An 18,084-nucleotide genomic window follows, 5' to 3' on the forward strand; every position below is an offset into this window, starting at 1 on the left:
CGCTTCTATTGGAGAGAGTGACATCATGGCAAATTGGTCTGACCCCCGAGCAACTGCCGCGCCCGCCGCGACACGGGCTGGTGTGGCCGACGCAGCCTTCGACGCAGGCCTGCGGTCCTACATGCTCTCGGTCTATAACTATATGGCGTCGGGCGTGCTGCTGACGGGTGTCGTGGCTCTGCTGTTCGCGGAGTCCGGTCTCGCCGAAGCGGTCTTCGCAACTCCGCTGCGCTGGCTGATCGTGCTTGCGCCGCTCGCCTTCGTGATGGTCCTGAGCTTCGGCATCAACAAGCTGTCGACCTTCGCCGCGCAGGCGATGTTCTGGGCCTTTGCGGGCGTGATGGGCCTGTCGATGGCTTCGCTGTTCCTCCTCTATACGGGTTCGTCGATCGCGATCACCTTCTTCTCGACCGCGACCGCCTTCGCCGCGCTCAGCCTGTGGGGCTACACGACCAAGAAGGATCTGTCGGGCTTCGGCACCTTCCTGATCATGGGCGTGGTGGGCCTGCTGGTGGCCTCGCTGCTCAACATCTTCTTCAAGTCGCCGGCGCTCAACCTGGCGATCAGCGCCATCGGCGTGCTGCTGTTCGCGGGCCTCACCGCCTATGACACGCAGAAGATCAAGAGCATGTACTTCTACGTGGCCGGTACCGATTTCGTCGGCAAGTCGGTCGTGATGGGCGCGCTGACGCTCTACCTCGACTTCATCAACATGTTCACCTTCCTTTTGCAGTTCCTCGGCGATCGCCGTTGATCCTCGGATCGAAGACGGAAAATGGGGCCCGGTGGCGACACCGGGCCCTTTTTCTTTCCGGTGCCTCGGCTAAGGTCGCGCGTGGCGAGGTGGACGATGGATTTCCTGGGGCTGCGGTTCGATCCGATCGATGCCGCGCGGATGCGCGCGACGCTGCACATGAGATCCGACAGCGACCGCTGCGCCTATATCGTCACCCCGAATGTCGATCACGTCGTGCGGCTCGCCCGGCTGGCCAGCAACGCGCCCGAACGGGCGGCCTATCGCGAAGCGAACTGGTGCCTGTGCGACAGCCGCGTGCTGTCGTTGCTCGCGCGAACCCAGGGCATAGACCTTCCCGTGGTGACCGGCAGCGACCTGACCGCCGACCTGCTTTCCGGGATCATCTCGCCCGGTGACAGGCTTTGCGTGATCGGGGGCATGGCGGGGGATGCGGCTGGGTTGTCGGCGCTGTGTCCCGGCGTCGACGTCGTCCAGCACATCCCTCCGATGGGACTGCGCGAAGATGCCGGCGCACGGCAGCAGGCAGCAGACTTCGCCATCGCCGCCGGGGCGCGCTTCACGCTTGTCGCCGTGGGCTCGCCGCAACAGGAACTGATAGCCGCTGCGATTGCCCGCCATCCCGGGGCAAGGGGGACCCTGCTCTGCGTGGGGGCGTCGCTCGATTTTCTGCTCGGCCGTGAGCGCCGCGCACCGCGCTGGATGCGCAGCCTCGCGCTGGAGTGGCTGCACCGCCTTTGTGTCAGCCCCCGGCGCATGTGGCGCCGCTATCTCCTGATCGGGCCAAAGGTCCTGCTGCTGCTTTGGCGAACCCGTCGAGGTTAATCGGCCCGGTCCAGGATTATCTTCTCACGGATTGCAGCCGCTCTTGAAAGAAGGCGATCGTCCGGTCCCAGGACAGCTGCGCGGCGGCGGCGTCGAAGCGCGCGGCAGACGTGTCGTTGTGGAACGCATGCTGCGTGCCGGGATAGTCGTAGCGCTGCACCGAGGCCCCTGCAGCCTGTAGCGCCGATACCCAGGGGGCGGCCCCGGCATTCACGCGGTCATCGGTCCCGGCATAATGGAGCAGCAGCGCCGCCTTGACCTTGGCTGCCTCGGACGGCGGGGGCGGGGGGCCGTAATAGGCGCAGGCGGCGGACAGCGCCGGGCCGGCCGCGACCGCCAGCCGGTTGGCCATAGCGCCGCCCCAGCAAAAGCCCACAACGCCGACCTTCCCGTTCAGCAGCGGGTGCGCCGCCAGCCAGTCGATCGTCGCTACGCCATCGGCCGTCGCCTTTGCCAGGTCGAGCGCTCCGATCATCGCGCGCGCCTTGTCCTCATCCTGTGGCGTGCCCCCCTCGGGGGCGAGGAAGTCGACCGCCAGACCGACGAACCCGGCCACCGCCAGACGCCGCGCGACGTCCTTGGTGTAGGGCTGGAGCCCGCGATTCTCGTGGACCACGAGGACCGCTGCCGGCTTCTTCGCGTGCTTCTTCGGGATCGCCATATAGCCGAACAGCTGGCGACCCTCGGCGCCTTTCCAGTTGACCATCCGGGCGGTCAGCCTTTTGTCGTCCTCGGCGACGATCGCGGCAGCGGCTGGGTCGGCCGCAATCGCCCCGACCAGCATCTGTGCGGCCGCCGCGCTGCCGGCGAGGCGGGTCATGTCGGCCATGAAGGCGCGGCGGTCCTGGCTGCCGTGGGTGAAGCGGTCGTACAGGGCGATCGCCCGGGCGCGCAGATCGTCATCCTCGGTCATGGCGGACTGTCTCCTATTGCGGCGTCGGCGCCGGTCCTGGCGTAACGAGCGGTTGTGCGGCGGGTTGCGGCGCAGCCGTCGCTGGAGCGGCGGTCTCGCTGGCGGCAGCTGTCTCGGCAGGGGCCGGCGCACGCGGAGGCGGGGCCTTGACCACCCCGCCGCCGTCGCGCGGCATCCCGCGCGCGTCACCGGTCGCGGCGTCGATCGCGCTGATCTGGTCGGAACGATCCTGCGGCAGCACATCGTCCTCGATGCTCGTCGCGATCTGCGAGGCGTCGCCATCCGCAGCCGGCTGGCTTGGCGGCTCCTTCGATGGCCCGCAGCCGGCGAGCAGCAGGGCGGTCAGCAAGGGCAGGGCAGGACGCATGATGTCAGATCCCATGATAGTCGCGGAACCACGCGACGAAACGGGGCACGCCCTGCTCGATGCTGGTGGTCGGGGCGAAGCCGAGATCGCGCTCGATCGCGCCGATGTCGGCAAAGGTTTCGCGCACATCGCCGGGCTGCATCGGCTTGTCCTCGCGGATCGCCTCGCGCCCGCAGGCCTGCTCGATCAGGTCGATCAGCCGGCCCAGTTCCTCCGAGCGGTGATTGCCGATATTGTAGAGGGCATGGGGCGATCGACTGCCGCCGGCTTTCTCCAGTGCGTCGTCGAGCGGCGGGCGGTCGAGCGCCGCGACCACGCCGCTGACGATATCGTCGATATAGGTGAAGTCGCGCCGCATGTCCCCGCCGTTGAACACCGATATCGGGCGGCCGCGCAAGATCGCATCGGTAAAAAGCCACAGCGCCATGTCGGGCCGCCCCCACGGCCCATAAACGGTGAAGAAGCGCAGCCCGGTCAGCTTTATGCGATAGAGATGGGCATAGCTCTCGCTCATCAGCTCGTCGGCCTTCTTGGTCGCGGCATAGAGCGACACCGGCTGATCGGCGCGATCCTCGACGCGGAAGGGCAGACTGTCATTGCCGCCATAGACCGAGGACGAGGACGCATAGACCATATGCGCGACCTGCCGTTGCCGGGCGAGTTCGAGCAGGTTGAGATGCCCGACCAGGTTGCTGCGCGCATAGGCGCGCGGATTGTCGATCGAATGGCGCACGCCCGCCTGTGCGCCGAGATGCAGAATGCGGTCGAAACCGACATCGGCGATCGCGCTGTCGAGCGCTGTGTCGTCGGCGAAATCGCAGTGGAGGAAGCGGAAGCGCTCGCCGGCCGCCGCCTCGATCCGCGCGAGCCGGTCGCGCTTGAGCCGGACCGGGTAATAAGCGTTGAGATCGTCGATCCCCACGACCCGCTCGCCCTGCTCGATCAGGCGCAGCGCGCAGTGCATGCCGATGAAACCGGCCACGCCGGTGATGAGGATCGTCATGCCTCCGGTCTAGCCTCAAGCAGAGCGCAGGAAAACCGATCTTCTGCTCTTCCCATTGCCGCGCCGATGAATATAAGGGCGCCTCGCCAAGCGATGCTGGGGCGTCGCCAAGTGGTAAGGCAACGGTTTTTGGTACCGTCATTCGGAGGTTCGAATCCTCCCGCCCCAGCCAGTTTTCGATCAGGCCGAAAGCAACCGGCCTTCCTGTCTATACTGCCAGGGCAGGCCTCGCTCCTGCCGGCGTGGTGCCGGTCATCCTTCGCGCACTGCGGATGATCCGGCACCCTTCGCGGATATTCAGTCTTTCCAGAATCTGGCGGCCAGTTTCACTGTGACCGGCTCCGACAGGCGTTCGGCGTCCTTGCCCAGCGCGAAGCGATAGTCGCCGGCGGGCATGGCCCAGCCTCCGTCCTTCCAGTCGGCCAGAATGCGCGGGTCGATCGTTACCGAGACCGTCTGCGAAGCGCCGGCGGCGAGGTTTACGCGCTGGAAGCCGGCGAGACGGCGCAGGGCCTTGCCGCTGCGGCTGACGAGGTAGAGCTGCGCTACGTCCGCACCTTCGCGCTGGCCGGTGTTGCGGACGGTGAAGCTGGCGGTCAGGCCCTTCAGTTTCAGGTCGCCGCTTTCGAAGCTCGTGTAGGACAGCCCATAGCCGAACGGGAACAGCGGTTTGGCGCCGGTGCGCGCAAACCAGCGATAGCCGACGTCGGACCCTTCGATGTCATAGTCGAGGTCCAGCTTGTCGCTGCCCGAAGTCGGGTTGCCGCCGAAATCGGGTTCCACCCAGTCGCTGCCATCGAGCCTGGGGCGGGGCAGTTGCGCTTCGCTTGCCGGGAAGGTGATCGGCAGGCGGCCGGAGGGATTGGTCTCGCCGAACAGGACCGACGCAATGGCGGGGCCACCGCGCGCGCCGGGATACCAGGCCTCGATCACGCCCGCGACCTTGTCGAGCCAGGGCATCTTCACCGGCCCGCCTGTTTCCAGCACCACGATCGTATTGGGATTGGCGGCGGCGACGGCGGCGATGAGTTCGTCCTGTCCGTCGGGCAGCGAGAGATCCGGAAGGTCGAGGCCCTCGGTTTCCCACTGGGTCGCGAAGATGATCGCCACCTCCGCCTGCCGCGCCTTTTCGACAGCATCGCTGATGTAGCGCCCGTCGCGGAAGGTGAGCTTGGCAGAGCCGGCGAGTGCATGGATCGCCTCCATCGGGCTCGAGCGATGATATTGCTGCGCGATGAAGCCAGCCCAGACGCCCTTGCCGCTCACGGGACGGCTGACCACGGGGCCGCCTTCGCCATGGACCTGGCTCGACCCGGCGCCCGACAATACGCCGCCATCGGCATAGCCGCCGATCAGGGCGATCGACTTGGCGGTCTTCGCCAGCGGCAGAATGCCGTTGTTCTTGAGCAGGACGATGCCCTGGCGGGCCACCTCTTCTGCGACCTTGCCGTTCGCCTCGAAGTCGATCTTTCCGCCAGGCTTTGCCGGATATCTGTCGAGCCCGGCCGCGTAGATCGCCGTCAGGACGCGCCGGTTCATGTCGTCGACCCGCGCCTTCCATCGGGGGGCGCCGGCGGCCTTCTCCCTGAGCATGTCGCCGAAGAAGACGGCCGGATCGAGCTGTTCGCCCGACTGCTGGTCGAGCCCGTTCAGCGCGGCCTCGATATTGGGCACCGCGCCCCAGTCGGACATGACGAAGCCCTTATAGCCCCAGGACTGCTTGAGTACCCGGTTGAGAAGCCAGTCGCTGGCGCAGGCCTGCTCGCCCAGCACGCGGTTATAGGCGCACATCACCGAGCCGGGCTGACCCTGTTCGATGCCGATCTGGAAGGCGAGCAGATCGCTCTCGCGCGCGGCGCCCTCGCTGATCCGGACATTGGCATATTTGCGCCCGGTCTCCTGCCCGTTGAGCGCCAGATGCTTGATCGTCGAGATGATGTGGTTGGACTGAACGCCGCGAATGGCGGCGCCGACGAGGATCCCCGACAGCAGCGGATCCTCGGCCAGATACTCGAAGGTCCGGCCGTTGCGGGGATCGCGCATCAGGTTGACGCCGCCCGCCAGGAGCACGTTGAAGCCCTTGGCCCGCGCTTCGGACCCGATCATCGCGCCGCCGCGGTAGAGAAGATCGGGGTTCCACGAGGCCGCCTGCGCGACGCCGGAGGGAAGGGCGGTCGCCCCATCCTTGCGCGCGCCCATCACATAGGTGACGCCCAGGCTGGCGTCGGTTTCCTTCAGCGCGGGTATGCCCAGCCGGGCTATCCCGGGAATATAGCCGGCGCCGGGAATGGCATCCGCCGGGATAGGCGGCGCATTCTTGCTGAGCCCGAGCGGCATGATGCCATGGGTCAGTACCACCTTCTCATCGGCGGTCATGCCCTTCACGGTGGCGGCAGCGCGGACGGCGGCGGTCTTCATGTCCACCGCCGGCGCCTGTTGTGCCTGCGCGGAGGGCACCGCCATCAGGGCGGCAGTAGCGGCCAGCATCGTGCGCGTCGTCTTGGTCATCGATCGTCTTTCTCTGGTCATGATCCGCCCTATCCTGCCAGAGATCCTCGTCGATAGTCTTGGCGTGCTCTGTTTAACCGATGATCGGAGCCGCGAGCGTCGTCAGCGCCTGTCGACATCGACCGATACCCGACGGCAGACGGGGAGCGCTATTGCATCCGGCGGACAGAGCGTGGCGAAAGATTCTTTCCGTAATGCGGCGTCGGGCGCTGTACGAGGCGGTTGACACAGTTTCACAATATAGCCAATATCACATAATAATGGTCGCAAGGGGGATTTGGTGAGGACAGGTTTTCGGCTCGCTGCGCTTCGTCTGGCCGCTGGTTGCATGGCGTCGGCGATCGCGATTCCGTCGATGGCGCAGGCGCCGCTCGACAGCGTGACGATGGGCGACGTCGAACAGGCCTCCCCGGTCGCGCCCGAGATCCTGCCGATGCGCGAGCAGGCGAAGCTGATCAACGCGATCCTCGCCGACCGCCTCGACACGATCGTCCCGCGCCTGATGCGCGAGCAGAAGATCGGCATGTGGGTGCTGATGGCGCGCGAATATTTCGAGGAGCCGGTGGTCGCCACCATGCTCAACGCCGAAAGCATGCATGCGCGTCGCCGCACCATCCTGATCTTCTTCGATCCCGGCAATGGCAAACCGGTCGAGCGCCTGACCGTCAGCCGTTATGGGCTGGGCGGCATGTTCCAGCCGGCTTGGGATCCCGACAAGCAGCCCGATCAGTGGAAGGCGGTCGCCGATATCATCGCCGCGCGCAACCCGGCGAACATTGCCATCAACACCTCGGCGCTGTCGGCCTTCGCGGACGGCATGACGCTCAGCCAATATGAAGAGATGACCGCCGCGCTGCCCGAGCAATATCGCTCGCGCATCGTGTCGGGCGAGCGGCTGTCGATCGGCTGGCTCGAGGCGCGCACCCCGATGGAGATGCGCATCTATCCGGGCATCCTGCGCCTTGCCCATTCGATCATGGCCGACGCCTTCTCGCGCAAGGTGATCACCCCGGGCAAGACGACGACCGACGACGTCGTCTGGTGGTACCGCCAGCGCGTCAACGATCTGGGCCTCAAGGTCTGGTTCCAGCCCTCGGTCGCGGTGATCCGCCAGGGTCAGAAGGGCATGCTCGAGGGCGATACGGTCATCCAGCCCGGCGACATGCTGTGGACCGATTTCGGTATCACCTATCTGCGCCTCAACACCGACACCCAGCATCTCGCCTATGTCGCCAAGCCCGGCGAGACGGCGGTGCCGGCCGGTCTGCGCGCTGGCCTTGCCGATGCGAACAAGGTCCAGGATGCGCTGCTGTCCTCCTACAAGGTGGGTGCGACCGGCAATCAGGCGCTCTCCGCTGCCCGGGCGAAGTCGCTGGCGCAGGGGCTGAAGCCGTCGATCTACTCGCATCCGCTCGGCTATCATGGCCATGCGGCCGGTCCGTCGCTCGGCTTCTGGGACAATCAGAATGCCGATCCGCGTGGTGAGAATCCGATCCACGCGAACACGACCTGGTCGATCGAACTGTCGGCCCGCAGGGACGTCCGCGAATGGGGCGGCCAGGATGTCGAGTTCCGCACCGAGGAAAATGCCTTTTTCGACGGGAAGCAGGTCCGCTTCCTCGACGGGCGCCAGACCGAAATACGCCTCATCCCCAGCGACTGAGCGGGGTCGGGGGACGAGAGACGATCAGGGGGACATGACGGATGAAGCGTAAGGGTTTCAGGCTGGCTGCGGCGGCCATGGTTTCGGCGATGGCACTGGCGACGGTGCCGGTGCTTGCCGAAACCTTCAAGATCACCGTCCCCGCGACGGCGAAGGATGGTCCTTTCGACGGCCGGGTGATGCTGATGCTCACCCCCGACGGCAAGACCGAGCCGCGCTATCAGACCCGCCCCGATTATTTCGGCGCGCAGATGTTCGGCGTGAACGTCGACGGGCTCAAGCCCGGTGCCAGCGCGGCGATCGGCGCCGATGTGCTCGGCTTCCCGGCCGAGGCGATGAGCCAGGTTCCCGCCGGACGCTATTATGTTCAGGCGCTGCTGCATCGTTACGACACGTACAAGCTTGAGAACGGCAAGACCGTGAAGCTGCCGGCGCCGCGCGGGGCGGGGCAGAACTGGCGCAAGGAGCCCGGCAATCTCGTCAGCACGCCGCAGTGGATCGATTTCGACCCCGCCAAGCCGGGCGAGATCGAGGTCGTCCTCGACAAGGTCAACCCCGCGATCGAGGAAGCGAAGGACAGCGAGTTCATCCGCCACTTCAAATTCCGCAGTGAGAAGCTGTCGAAATTCTGGGGTCGCGACATCTACATGCGCGGGCATGTCCTGGTCCCCAAGGATTTCGACAAGCATCCCGAGGCCCGCTATCCGCTGATGATCTTCCACGGGCATTTCCCGGACGATTTCGGCGGCTTCCGAACCAGCCCGCCCGATCCGAACCTGAAGTGCGAGCCGAGCGAGCGGTTCAACCTGCCATGCTACAACCGCACCGAGCAGGAAGAGGCGCACAACTTCTACAAGCAGTGGATCTCGGAAAAATTCCCCCGGGTGCTGATCGTCGAGATCGACCACTCCAATCCCTATTATGACGACAGCTATGCGGTGAACTCGGCCAATCTCGGGCCCTATGGCGACGCGATCACGCACGAGTTCATTCCCGCGCTGGAAAAGAAATTCCGCGGCCTCGGCCAGGGCTGGGCGCGTTTCCTCTACGGCGGCTCTACCGGCGGCTGGGAAGCGCTGGGCGTGCAGGTCAAATATCCGGACGACTATAATGGCGCCTTCGCTGCCTGCCCGGACCCGATCGACTTCCGCCAGCTGATGCTGACCAACATCTACAAGGACAAGAACGCCTATTATCTCGAAGGGCCGTTCACCCGCGTCGCCCGCGCCGGCAAGCGCGATTATCTCGACAACTCCCCCTACACGATGGAGATGGAAAACCGCTGGGAACTGGTCATGGGCGACAAGACGCGCTCCGGCGGGCAGTGGGACATCTGGGAGGCGGTCTTCTCGCCCAACGGGCCGGACGGTTATCCGAAGCGGATCTGGGACAAGCGCACCGGCGTGATCGATCCGAGCGTCGCGACCTATTGGCGCGACAATTACGACCTGCGCTACATCATGGAGCGCGACTGGAAGACGCTCGGGCCGAAGCTGCAGGGCAAGATCCATATCTATGTCGGCGACATGGATAACTTCTATCTGAACAACGCCGTCTACCTGACCGAGGATTTCCTCAAGAAGGCGGATCCGCCCTATCAGGGCGAGGTGCTCTACGGCGACCGCGCCGAGCATTGCTGGAACGGCGACTTCGCCAACGGCAACGCCATCTCGCGCCTGCGCTACAACAGCTTCTACCTGCCGAAGATATTGAAAAGGATCGAGGAAAGCGCGCCCAAGGGCGCCGATCTGACGAGCTGGAGATACTGATCCGGCACGGCAGCCGGATTTCGAAAAGACCAAGAGAGGATCTGGGCCGGGGCGCCGTTGGCGACCCCGAAGGGAGACTGCGCCCTACGTGGCGCGCAATGCAAAGGGAATGTTCATGGCTAGGTTGATCGATAGGAAGACATTGCTGGCGGGCTCCGCCTTCATGGGGCTGGTCATTTCGCAGGCTGCGTTCGCGCAGGCCGCCGAAGACGACGCGCCGGCAGCCGACATCGTCGTTACGGGTTCGCGTATCCGCTCCGTCAACATGGAGAGCGTCAGCCCGGTAACGCAGATCAACAGCGCCGAGTTCGTCAGCCGCGGCACGACCCGCGCCGAGGATCTCATCAACCAGCTGCCGCAGGTGTTCGCAGCCCAGGGTTCGGCCAACTCGAACGAGGCGACCGGCACCGCGCAGATCGATCTTCGCGGCCTCAGCCCGTCGCGCACCCTGGTGCTCGTGAACGGCCGTCGTCTGCCTTATGGCTCGCCCAAGTCGACCCCGTCCGACGTCAACCAGGTGCCCACCGCGCTGATCCGCAACGTCGAAGTCCTCACCGGCGGCGCGTCGGCGGTCTATGGCTCGGACGCGATCGCGGGTGTCGTCAACTTCAACCTGATCGACGATTTCGAGGGGCTGAAGATCACCGCCAATGTCGGCGGCTTCCAGCACAACAATGGCCAGGACGGTTTCCGCAACCTGCTCGACCAGAATGACGCGATCGTCCCCGGCGCCTATCCGAAGCCGGACAAGAGTGTCTGGAACGGCTTCACCCAGGACTATTCGATCGTGATGGGCAGCAACATGGCCGATGGCCGTGGCAACATCACCGCTTATGGTACCTACCGCAAGATCAACCCGATCCTGCAGGCCGACTATGACTACAGCGCCTGCGCTCTCGGCGCGGCGGGCGTCGGTGGCAGCGACTATGCCTGCAGCGGCTCGGGCTTCAACTTCCCGGCCAATTTCGCCAACACCTCGGGTCTGGCCGGCGTGCCCTCGCAGTTCCGCGCCGACAACGGCCAGTTCGTCGAAGGTCGTCGCACCTACAACTTCGCCCCGGCCAACTATTATCAGCGCCCCGACGAGCGCTACACGCTGGGCGCGATCGGTCATTATGAGATCAACGAGAGCATCGTTCCCTATTTCGAGATCAGCTACATGGACGACACGTCCACGGCGCAGATCGCACCGGGCGTGCTCACCGGCGGCATCACCGGCCAGGGCGGCGGTCTCAACTGCGACAACGCCTTCCTCAGCACGCAGCAGCAGCAGTTCCTCTGCGGCGTTGCGGGTCTGTCGAGCGCAGGTCGCTATGACGCGGCGGGTAACTATCTCGGTTCGGACGTCGCTGACGGTCTGATCGTCAGCCGCCGCAACGTCGAGGGCGGCAACCGTCAGGACCAGATCAACCATAGCACCTTCCGACTGGTCGGCGGCGTGCGCGGCAAGATCGACGAAGCCTTCAGCTATGACGTTTTCGGTTCCTACTCGAAGGTCAGCTACAAGAGCCGCTTCGTCGGCAATGCCAACACCGTTCGCTTCGCCAATGCGCTGAACGCCGTGATCGATCGTCGTACCGGTTCGGCCACCTTCGGCCAGGCCGTCTGCGCGATCAACGCCGACGCGATCTCCGCCAACGACGACTCGCGCTGCGCCCCGCTCGACCTGGTCAGCGGCAACCGCGCCAGCGCGGCCTCGATCGCCTATGTGGGTGAAGATCAGCAGATCACCGGCCAGACCGCGCTCACCGACATCGTCGCTTCGGTCAGCGGTGACCTCGGCAAGTACGGAATGACGCTGCCCTGGGCAAAGAACGGCGTCGGCATCGCATTCGGTGTCGAATATCGCAAGAACACGCTCGAGCTGAACCCCGACCAGGCCTATCAGAACTCGACCGAGCCGGAGTTCCCGGTGTCGGGCAACACGATCGCCAAGGAGTTCTTCGCCGAGCTCAACGTGCCGATCGTCGAGGAGCGTCCCTTCTTCCAGCTGCTGTCGCTGGAAAGCGCCTATCGCTATTCGGACTACAACACCGGCTTCAACACCCACACCTACAAGCTGGGCCTCAACTGGTCGCCGGTCAGCGAAGTCCGCTTCCGCGGCAGCTACCAGCGCGCAGTCCGCGCGCCGAACGTCGTCGAACTGTTCGCCTCGCGTTCGAAGTTCGAGGTCGAGCTGACCGAACTCGCCAACGGCACCTACGATCCCTGCTCGGGCCCGACGCCGTTCGCGACCTTCGCACAGTGCGCCAACACCGGTGTGACTGCCGCGCAATATGGCAACATCGTCGACAATCCCGCCGGCCAGTTCAACGCGATTATCGGTGGTAACGAGAATCTGAAGCCGGAGAAGGCCGACACCTGGTCGTTCGGTGCGGTGTTCGAGCCGAGCTTCGTGCCCCGCCTCACCATCTCGGTCGACTATTTCAACATCCGCGTGAAGGACCTGATCGGCAGCGTCAATCCGAACCTGGCGCTCAAGAACTGCCTGTACAATGCCGATCCGCAATCGTGCGCCGCGATCAACCGTGGTCCGGGCGGTACGCTGTTCCTGACCAATGACGGCTTCTTCGAGCGTTTCAACGTCAACACCGGTTCGCTGCGCACCAGCGGTATCGACCTTACCGTCGACTATCGCGTCCCGCTCGACACGATGGGTTCGCTGAGCTTCAACCTCGTCGGCACCTATCTCGACAGCTACAAGACCAAGCCGCTGCCGACCTCGCCGGCCGACGACATCTACGAGTGCTCGGGTCTCTATGGCGGCCTGTGCGGTCGTCCGCGTCCGGAATGGCGCCACAAGCTGCTCACAAGCTGGGCGACGCCCTTCGGTCTCGATGTCGGTCTGACCTGGCGCTATATCTCTGCGGTGAAGATCTCGCAGACGAGCAGCCAGGCTGCGCTCACGGGCAGCTTCGCGGAGATCAACCGCAAGCTCAACAGCCGCAGCTATTTCGACCTGTCGCTTGGTTACGACCTGTTCGACAATGCGCGACTGACCGTCGGCATCAACAACATCCTCGACAAGAACCCGCCGCTCACCACGACGGCAGCGATCGAGGATGGCGGCAACGGCAACACCTACCCGCAGTTCTACGACGCGACGGGCCGTTATGGTTTTGCCAGCGTATCGTTTAAGTTCTGATCGCCCGCGTGGCCGTGCCTTCGGGTGCGGCCACGCCCGTTCGGAGGATTGAAGTGAAGCTTTCCCACATCTCCGCCATCGCGATGTCTGCGATGCTTGCCGCCCAGCCGCTTTTGGCTGCATCGACGCCCTCGAAGCCGTGGCACGCCACGGCGGCGGACCAGCAGAGCGCCCGCGCGCTGCTGGAGGAGATCGTGGCCATTCCCACGGCCAAGGGGCGCGCCGGCGTCCCGAAGCTGGTGGACGTTCTGGCGGCCCGCCTGACCGAGGCGGGCTTTGCCTCCACCGATATCATTCGCGTCCCCGTCACCATCGACGGCGAGGAGACGATGGGACTGATCGTGCGGTACGCCGGTCGCAATCCGAAGCGCCGGCCGGTCGCGATGCTCGCCCATATGGACGTGGTCGATGCGCTGCCCTCCTATTGGTCGACCGATCCCTATAAGCCGGTCGAGAAGGATGGCTGGCTCTATGGCCGCGGCACCCATGACAACAAGTTCGGCGTCGCCGTCCTGGTGTCGACTTTCGCGCGCCTGAAGAAGGCGGGCTATGTTCCCGACCGCGACCTGCTGCTGGCTTTCTCGGGCGACGAGGAGACGGGCATGTTCTCCACGCGCAAGGTGATCGCCAATCCGCTGGTCGCCAAGGCCGAGTTCGCGCTGAACGCGGACGCCGGTGGCGGCACGATCACCGCCGAGGGCAAGCCGATCGACTTCGGCATGCAGGCCGCCGAAAAGACCAACGCGACCTTTGAACTGACCGCCACCAACAAGGGCGGGCATAGTTCGATGCCGCGCGACGACAACGCCATTTACGATCTGGCCGACGCGCTGGTGAAGCTGCGCGACCTGAAATTTCCGGTGATCTTCAACCCGATCACCCGCGTTATGACCGAGAAGGCTGCGGCCGATGCCGCACTCGAGCTGGCGAAGGCGCTGCGCACGCTGCTCGACAATCCTGCCGACCCGGCAGCGATCAAGGTGGCGCGCGCGCATCCCGAGGTCGGCACGGTTCTCTGGACGACCTGCGTGTCGACGATGCTCAAGGCCGGCAATGCGCCGAACGCGCTTGCCCAGGCGGCGACCGCGACGGTGAACTGCCGCATCCTCCCCGGTACGCCGGTGGCCGACGTGCAGAAGACCATCGCCGAGACGATCGCGAATCCCGCCATCACCGTGAAGCTGGTCGGCGAGGCGGTGGAGAGCCCTGCATCTCCGCTGCGCGCCGATGTCACCGCCATGCTGCAGCGTGCCGTGGACGTCAGCTGGCCGGGTGCCAAGCTGTCGCCCAACATGTCGTCGGGCGGGACCGAGGGGCGCGAATATCGCCGCGCCGGCATACCGACCTACGGCGCCGGCAGCCTGGCGATGCAGCCTGGCGAGATGCGGGCCCATGGCACCGACGAGCGCATCCCGCTGGCCTCCTTCTACAAGGAGCTCGACTATTGGGATGTGCTGATCCGGCAGCTGGGCGCGCGCGCCAAGCGCTGAATGGTGCCCTTCCGCCTCTCCCTTCCTCGTCCGGGGTTCGAGACATGACTGCCTTTCGTCGCCTGCTGCTCGCTCTGGCGCTGACATCGTCCTTGTCGGGCGTCGTCACCGCTCAGCCGGCGTCGTCTCCCGTTGCGGCTGTGAATGCGCTGTCGTCGATCGATGCCCTCTATGCCGAGACGAGCATCATCGGCACCTCGCCCGAGGGCTTCGCCTGGGCGGCGGATTCCAGTCGCCTGCTGTTCCTTTGGAACGAGGGCGGCACCGGGCGGCGTGACCTCTGGTCCTATGATCCGGCCACGCGCCGCAAGGTCAGGCTGACGCGCTTCGGCGACGAGGGCAAGAGCGTTTCCGACGCAGTCTGGCTGTCATCGGGACGGATCGCGCTGGTTGAAGGCGGGAGGCTGATGCTCCGCGAGTTGAATGGCCGGCTCTCGGCGGTCGATGCCCCGAAGGGGGCGTCGCGTCTGGCCGCATCCCCTGATGGCAAGACGCTGGCCTTCGTCGCGGAGCGCGGGCTGTATGTCCTGCCGTCCGAGGGTGGGCCGGCTCGTCGGGTGGTAGAGGGACAGCCGAAGCTGGGTATCGACAGCTACAGCTGGAGCCGCGACGGACGGACGCTGGCCTTCGTCCAGGTCGACGAGCGGGCAATGCGCGAGGTGGCGATCAGCTACGACGCAGGGGGAAAGGCGCATCGCGACCTGTTCGCCCGCGCTTTTCCGGGCGATCCGACCAACATCACCTATGCGGTCGGCACGGTCGGGCTCGACGGCGCTGCGCCGCGTCTGCTTGACCGTCCCGACCGGGGCGATCCGATCTGGAACTATCAGCTGTCGCCCGATGGCCGGCGCCTTCTGGTCAACGCCAGCGACCAGACGATCAAGCACCATTTCATCGATGCCTATGATCTGGCGGACGGTCGCCGCTCGCGCTTCTACAGCTATGACGATCCCGCACAGATCCGCCCCGACTGGCAGGCCAGCTGGGACGGCGAGGGGAGGGGAATATTCCTCCTCACCAATCGCGACGGTTTCAATCAGATCTACCATGTTCCGGGAACGGGCAAGGCGCCCGAGCGGATCACCAATGTGCCGGGCGAGATCGACATCTTCGCGCTCGATGCCAAGCGCGGGCGCATCTTCTTCCGCGCCAACGCCCCGACCTATGCCGAGCGGCGCTGGTTCAGCACGGGCATCAATGGCGGGCCTGTGGCGGCTGTGACGCCCACCGAAGGCACGCATGACATCACCTTCTCGCCCGACTTCACGCGGTTCGCCGATCGGGCCAGCAACGACCGTACGCCGCCCGAACTTCATGTCGGCGCGACGGGCGGGCCGGCGGTGGCCGAGCAGGTCACCCGGTCGCCGCTGCCGGCTTTCTATCAGCAGCGCTGGGCCGATGTCCGCTATGTCGACTATCGCTCGCATGTCGATGGCGCGCTGCTGACGGCGCGGGTGATGCTGCCGCCCGATTTCGATCCCGCCAAGCGCTATCCGATGATCGTCGGTTCGGTCTATTCGGATGCCGTCCGAAACCAGTGGGGCGGCCGCACCGCGCATCCGACCTGGGGTCTCGACCAGTTTCTGGTCGCGCGCGGCTATATCGTGATCAATCCGGGCATCCGTGGCAGTTTCGGTCGCGGGCGCGACTGGAACAAGCCCATGCTCCATAGCTATGGCTCGCTCGATATCGACGATATCCAGGACGGTGCGCGCAAGCTGGTCGACATGGGTTATGCCGACCCCAAGCGCATCGGCATCTGGGGCTCCAGCTATGGCGGCCTGATGACGCTGATGTCGCTGTTCAAGAAGCCTGGCTTCTATGCGGCGGGCATCGCCGGCGCGCCTGCGAGCAATGTCGCCCATGCCTATCCCGAGCAGCAATGGATCATGGGCCCGCCGAGCGGCGCCGACTTCCCTGCCCGCTACGAGAAGCAGTCGGCGCTCTACCAGAGCCAGGGCCTCGCCGATCCGCTCATGATCATCCACGGGTCGCGCGACGAGGTCGTGCTCTATGCCGACACCATGGCGCTGGCCGAGCGAATGATCGGTCAGGGCAAGCTGTTCGAGCTCGTGACCCTGCCGGGTGCGGGCCACCCCTGGGACATGGAAGGCCTGCCGCAGACGCGCTTCGCTTTCCGCAAGATGGTGGAATTCTTCGATCGCAACCTGCGCCTTGCCGGCGCAACCGATCCCCGCTGAGCGGCTGGCTTGACAGGGGCAATATGGCTCAATATCGCGTGAATATGCACATATATTGCAGCCTCTGGGATCTCGTTTCTGTCGCTGGCGCGGCGGGGGTGGGCGCTGCATGACACAGGACGCGCCCGCACGCGAGATGTCCGTTTGGGAGGCGCTTTCGCCCGCTCCGGCGCGCCGGCCGGCGGCACGCGGCTCGCTGGAAGCCGATGTCGCGATCATCGGCGGCGGCGTTGCGGGGCTCTCGACGGCGCTTCACCTCGCGGAGCGGGGTATGGGCGTTGCGCTGGTCGAGGCACAGAGCTTCGGCGCTGGTGCGACGGGGGCGAGTGCGGGCGTCGTCGCGCCGCAACTGACCAAGACGACGCCGGATACCGTCCGCAAGAAGCTGGGGGAGGAGCGGTCGTCGCGCTTGCTGCGCCTCATTGCAGACAGTGGGACGCACCTGTTCGATCTGGTCGATCGGCATCGCATCGACTGCGCCGCTGTTCCGGCCGGTTTCATCGCACCGCGCATGGGCGCGAACAGCCTGACGGTTCTGCAGGACGTCGTGCGCCAGTGGGCGCCGATCCGGTCGGATCTGCGCGTCGCCGATCCGGAAGAGGTGATCGCACTGACGGGTTGTCGGGGCTATCGCGCCGCTTTGGTCGATCCGACCGGTGGCGGAGTCGACCCGCTCGCGCTGGCACGCGGGCTGGCCGATCGTGCGGAGGCGCTCGGCGCTCGCCTGTACGAAGGGACTCCCGCCCTGCGACTGGGACGGGCGCCGGGCGGCTGGAAGATTTCCTTGCCCGATGGCGAGATCGTCGCTCGGCGCGTGATCGTCGCGGCCAATGCCAGCAACGGTGGGATCCACAAGGCGCTCAGCGGGACGATGCTGCCGCTGCCGGTTGTCGAAGTGGCGACCGAGCCGCTGCCTGCGGCCATGCGCGCACAGATATTGCCGGGCAACGAGGCGCTGACCGACCTCGAACTCGACGTCTTCTCGATCCGCTACACCGCCGACGGACGGCTCGTGACCGCCTTCCCATCGAGCAATGGCGGCTTGCCCGACGATCTGGCGGAAAAGATCAACCGGCGTCTCGCCGAGACGCTGGTAGGCTATCAGCCGCTGAAGATCGATTTCGTCTGGCTGGGACAGGCGGCGGTCAACACCGACCTCATTCCCCGCATCGTCAGGCTCGACGAAGGCCTGCTCGCGGTGCAGGCGTGCAATGGCCGTGGGCTGGGTATCAACACCATCCTCGGGCGCGAGCTGGCGGCCTATCTGCTGGGCGAGCGCAAGCTGGCGCAATTGCCGGTGGCCGATGCGCGGCGCGTCTCGGGCTTCCTGTTCGCGCGCCACGTCCCGCGCCTGCTGTTGACCACGGCTCTGTTTGCAAAGCAGCTGCGCCGCCGGCTGGGTATCGCATGATCCCGGACGTGCATTAGGAAAAGGCGGGACTGGCC

Annotated in this window: 12 protein-coding genes and 1 tRNA gene; 9 read left to right on the top strand and 4 right to left on the bottom strand. The window is 65.5% G+C overall.

Going from position 1 to position 18,084, the window contains the following annotated elements:
- Positions 1 to 25: 25 nt before the first annotated feature.
- Both ACNI3R_RS07915 and ACNI3R_RS07920 read left to right on the top strand, forming a co-directional pair.
- Positions 26 to 754: a Bax inhibitor-1/YccA family protein gene (locus ACNI3R_RS07915; RefSeq protein WP_426181675.1), complete on the top strand. Its 729-nt coding sequence runs from the start codon at positions 26 to 28 to the stop codon at positions 752 to 754.
- A gap of 81 nt (positions 755 to 835) precedes the next feature.
- Positions 836 to 1,579 carry a WecB/TagA/CpsF family glycosyltransferase gene (locus ACNI3R_RS07920; RefSeq protein WP_426181678.1) on the top strand — a complete coding sequence of 248 codons (744 nt, stop codon included), beginning with the start codon at positions 836 to 838 and terminating at the stop codon, positions 1,577 to 1,579.
- Between the two features lie 16 nt (positions 1,580 to 1,595).
- Here ACNI3R_RS07920 and ACNI3R_RS07925 read toward each other — a convergent pair whose 3' ends face one another.
- From ACNI3R_RS07925 to ACNI3R_RS07935, 3 genes are read right to left on the bottom strand one after another with little or no spacing between them, the layout of a single operon-like run.
- The gene (locus ACNI3R_RS07925; RefSeq protein ID WP_426181681.1) at positions 1,596 to 2,492 is read right to left on the bottom strand and encodes a dienelactone hydrolase family protein; all 897 of its coding nucleotides are present in this window, start codon (positions 2,490 to 2,492) and stop codon (positions 1,596 to 1,598) included.
- Positions 2,493 to 2,505: 13 nt separating this feature from the next.
- On the bottom strand, positions 2,506 to 2,859 hold the full coding sequence (locus ACNI3R_RS07930) for a hypothetical protein (protein ID WP_426181683.1): 354 nt from the start codon (positions 2,857 to 2,859) through the stop codon (positions 2,506 to 2,508).
- A 4-nt stretch (positions 2,860 to 2,863) separates the two neighbouring features.
- Positions 2,864 to 3,862: a GDP-mannose 4,6-dehydratase gene (locus tag ACNI3R_RS07935; RefSeq protein WP_426181685.1), complete on the bottom strand. Its 999-nt coding sequence runs from the start codon at positions 3,860 to 3,862 to the stop codon at positions 2,864 to 2,866.
- Between the two features lie 97 nt (positions 3,863 to 3,959).
- On the opposite strand from ACNI3R_RS07935, the gene ACNI3R_RS07940 reads away from it, so the two are divergent.
- A tRNA-Gln gene (locus ACNI3R_RS07940) sits at positions 3,960 to 4,034 on the top strand.
- Between the two features lie 125 nt (positions 4,035 to 4,159).
- Here the strand turns inward: ACNI3R_RS07940 and ACNI3R_RS07945 are convergent.
- Positions 4,160 to 6,370: a glycoside hydrolase family 3 C-terminal domain-containing protein gene (locus ACNI3R_RS07945; protein WP_426181688.1), complete on the bottom strand. Its 2,211-nt coding sequence runs from the start codon at positions 6,368 to 6,370 to the stop codon at positions 4,160 to 4,162.
- Between the two features lie 280 nt (positions 6,371 to 6,650).
- Between ACNI3R_RS07945 and ACNI3R_RS07950 the strand changes: the two genes are divergently transcribed.
- From ACNI3R_RS07950 to ACNI3R_RS07975, 6 genes are all read left to right on the top strand, one after another.
- On the top strand, positions 6,651 to 8,033 hold the full coding sequence (locus ACNI3R_RS07950) for a M24 family metallopeptidase (protein WP_426181691.1): 1,383 nt from the start codon (positions 6,651 to 6,653) through the stop codon (positions 8,031 to 8,033).
- Between the two features lie 41 nt (positions 8,034 to 8,074).
- Positions 8,075 to 9,802 carry an alpha/beta hydrolase-fold protein gene (locus ACNI3R_RS07955; protein ID WP_426181694.1) on the top strand — a complete coding sequence of 576 codons (1,728 nt, stop codon included), beginning with the start codon at positions 8,075 to 8,077 and terminating at the stop codon, positions 9,800 to 9,802.
- A gap of 115 nt (positions 9,803 to 9,917) precedes the next feature.
- The gene (locus ACNI3R_RS07960; RefSeq protein ID WP_426181696.1) at positions 9,918 to 12,947 is read left to right on the top strand and encodes a TonB-dependent receptor domain-containing protein; all 3,030 of its coding nucleotides are present in this window, start codon (positions 9,918 to 9,920) and stop codon (positions 12,945 to 12,947) included.
- A 53-nt stretch (positions 12,948 to 13,000) separates the two neighbouring features.
- Complete coding sequence (locus tag ACNI3R_RS07965; protein WP_426181699.1) at positions 13,001 to 14,437, top strand: M20/M25/M40 family metallo-hydrolase; 1,437 nt, start codon at positions 13,001 to 13,003, stop codon at positions 14,435 to 14,437.
- 44 nt (positions 14,438 to 14,481) lie between these two features.
- On the top strand, positions 14,482 to 16,638 hold the full coding sequence (locus tag ACNI3R_RS07970; RefSeq protein ID WP_426181701.1) for a prolyl oligopeptidase family serine peptidase: 2,157 nt from the start codon (positions 14,482 to 14,484) through the stop codon (positions 16,636 to 16,638).
- 109 nt (positions 16,639 to 16,747) lie between these two features.
- Positions 16,748 to 18,049 (top strand): NAD(P)/FAD-dependent oxidoreductase, encoded by a 1,302-nt coding sequence (locus ACNI3R_RS07975; protein WP_426181704.1) that lies wholly within the window; start codon positions 16,748 to 16,750, stop codon positions 18,047 to 18,049.
- Positions 18,050 to 18,084: the final 35 nt, after the last annotated feature.

Source organism: Rhizorhabdus antheiae (genome assembly GCF_049889055.1).
In the GTDB taxonomy this organism is placed as follows: domain Bacteria; phylum Pseudomonadota; class Alphaproteobacteria; order Sphingomonadales; family Sphingomonadaceae; genus Rhizorhabdus.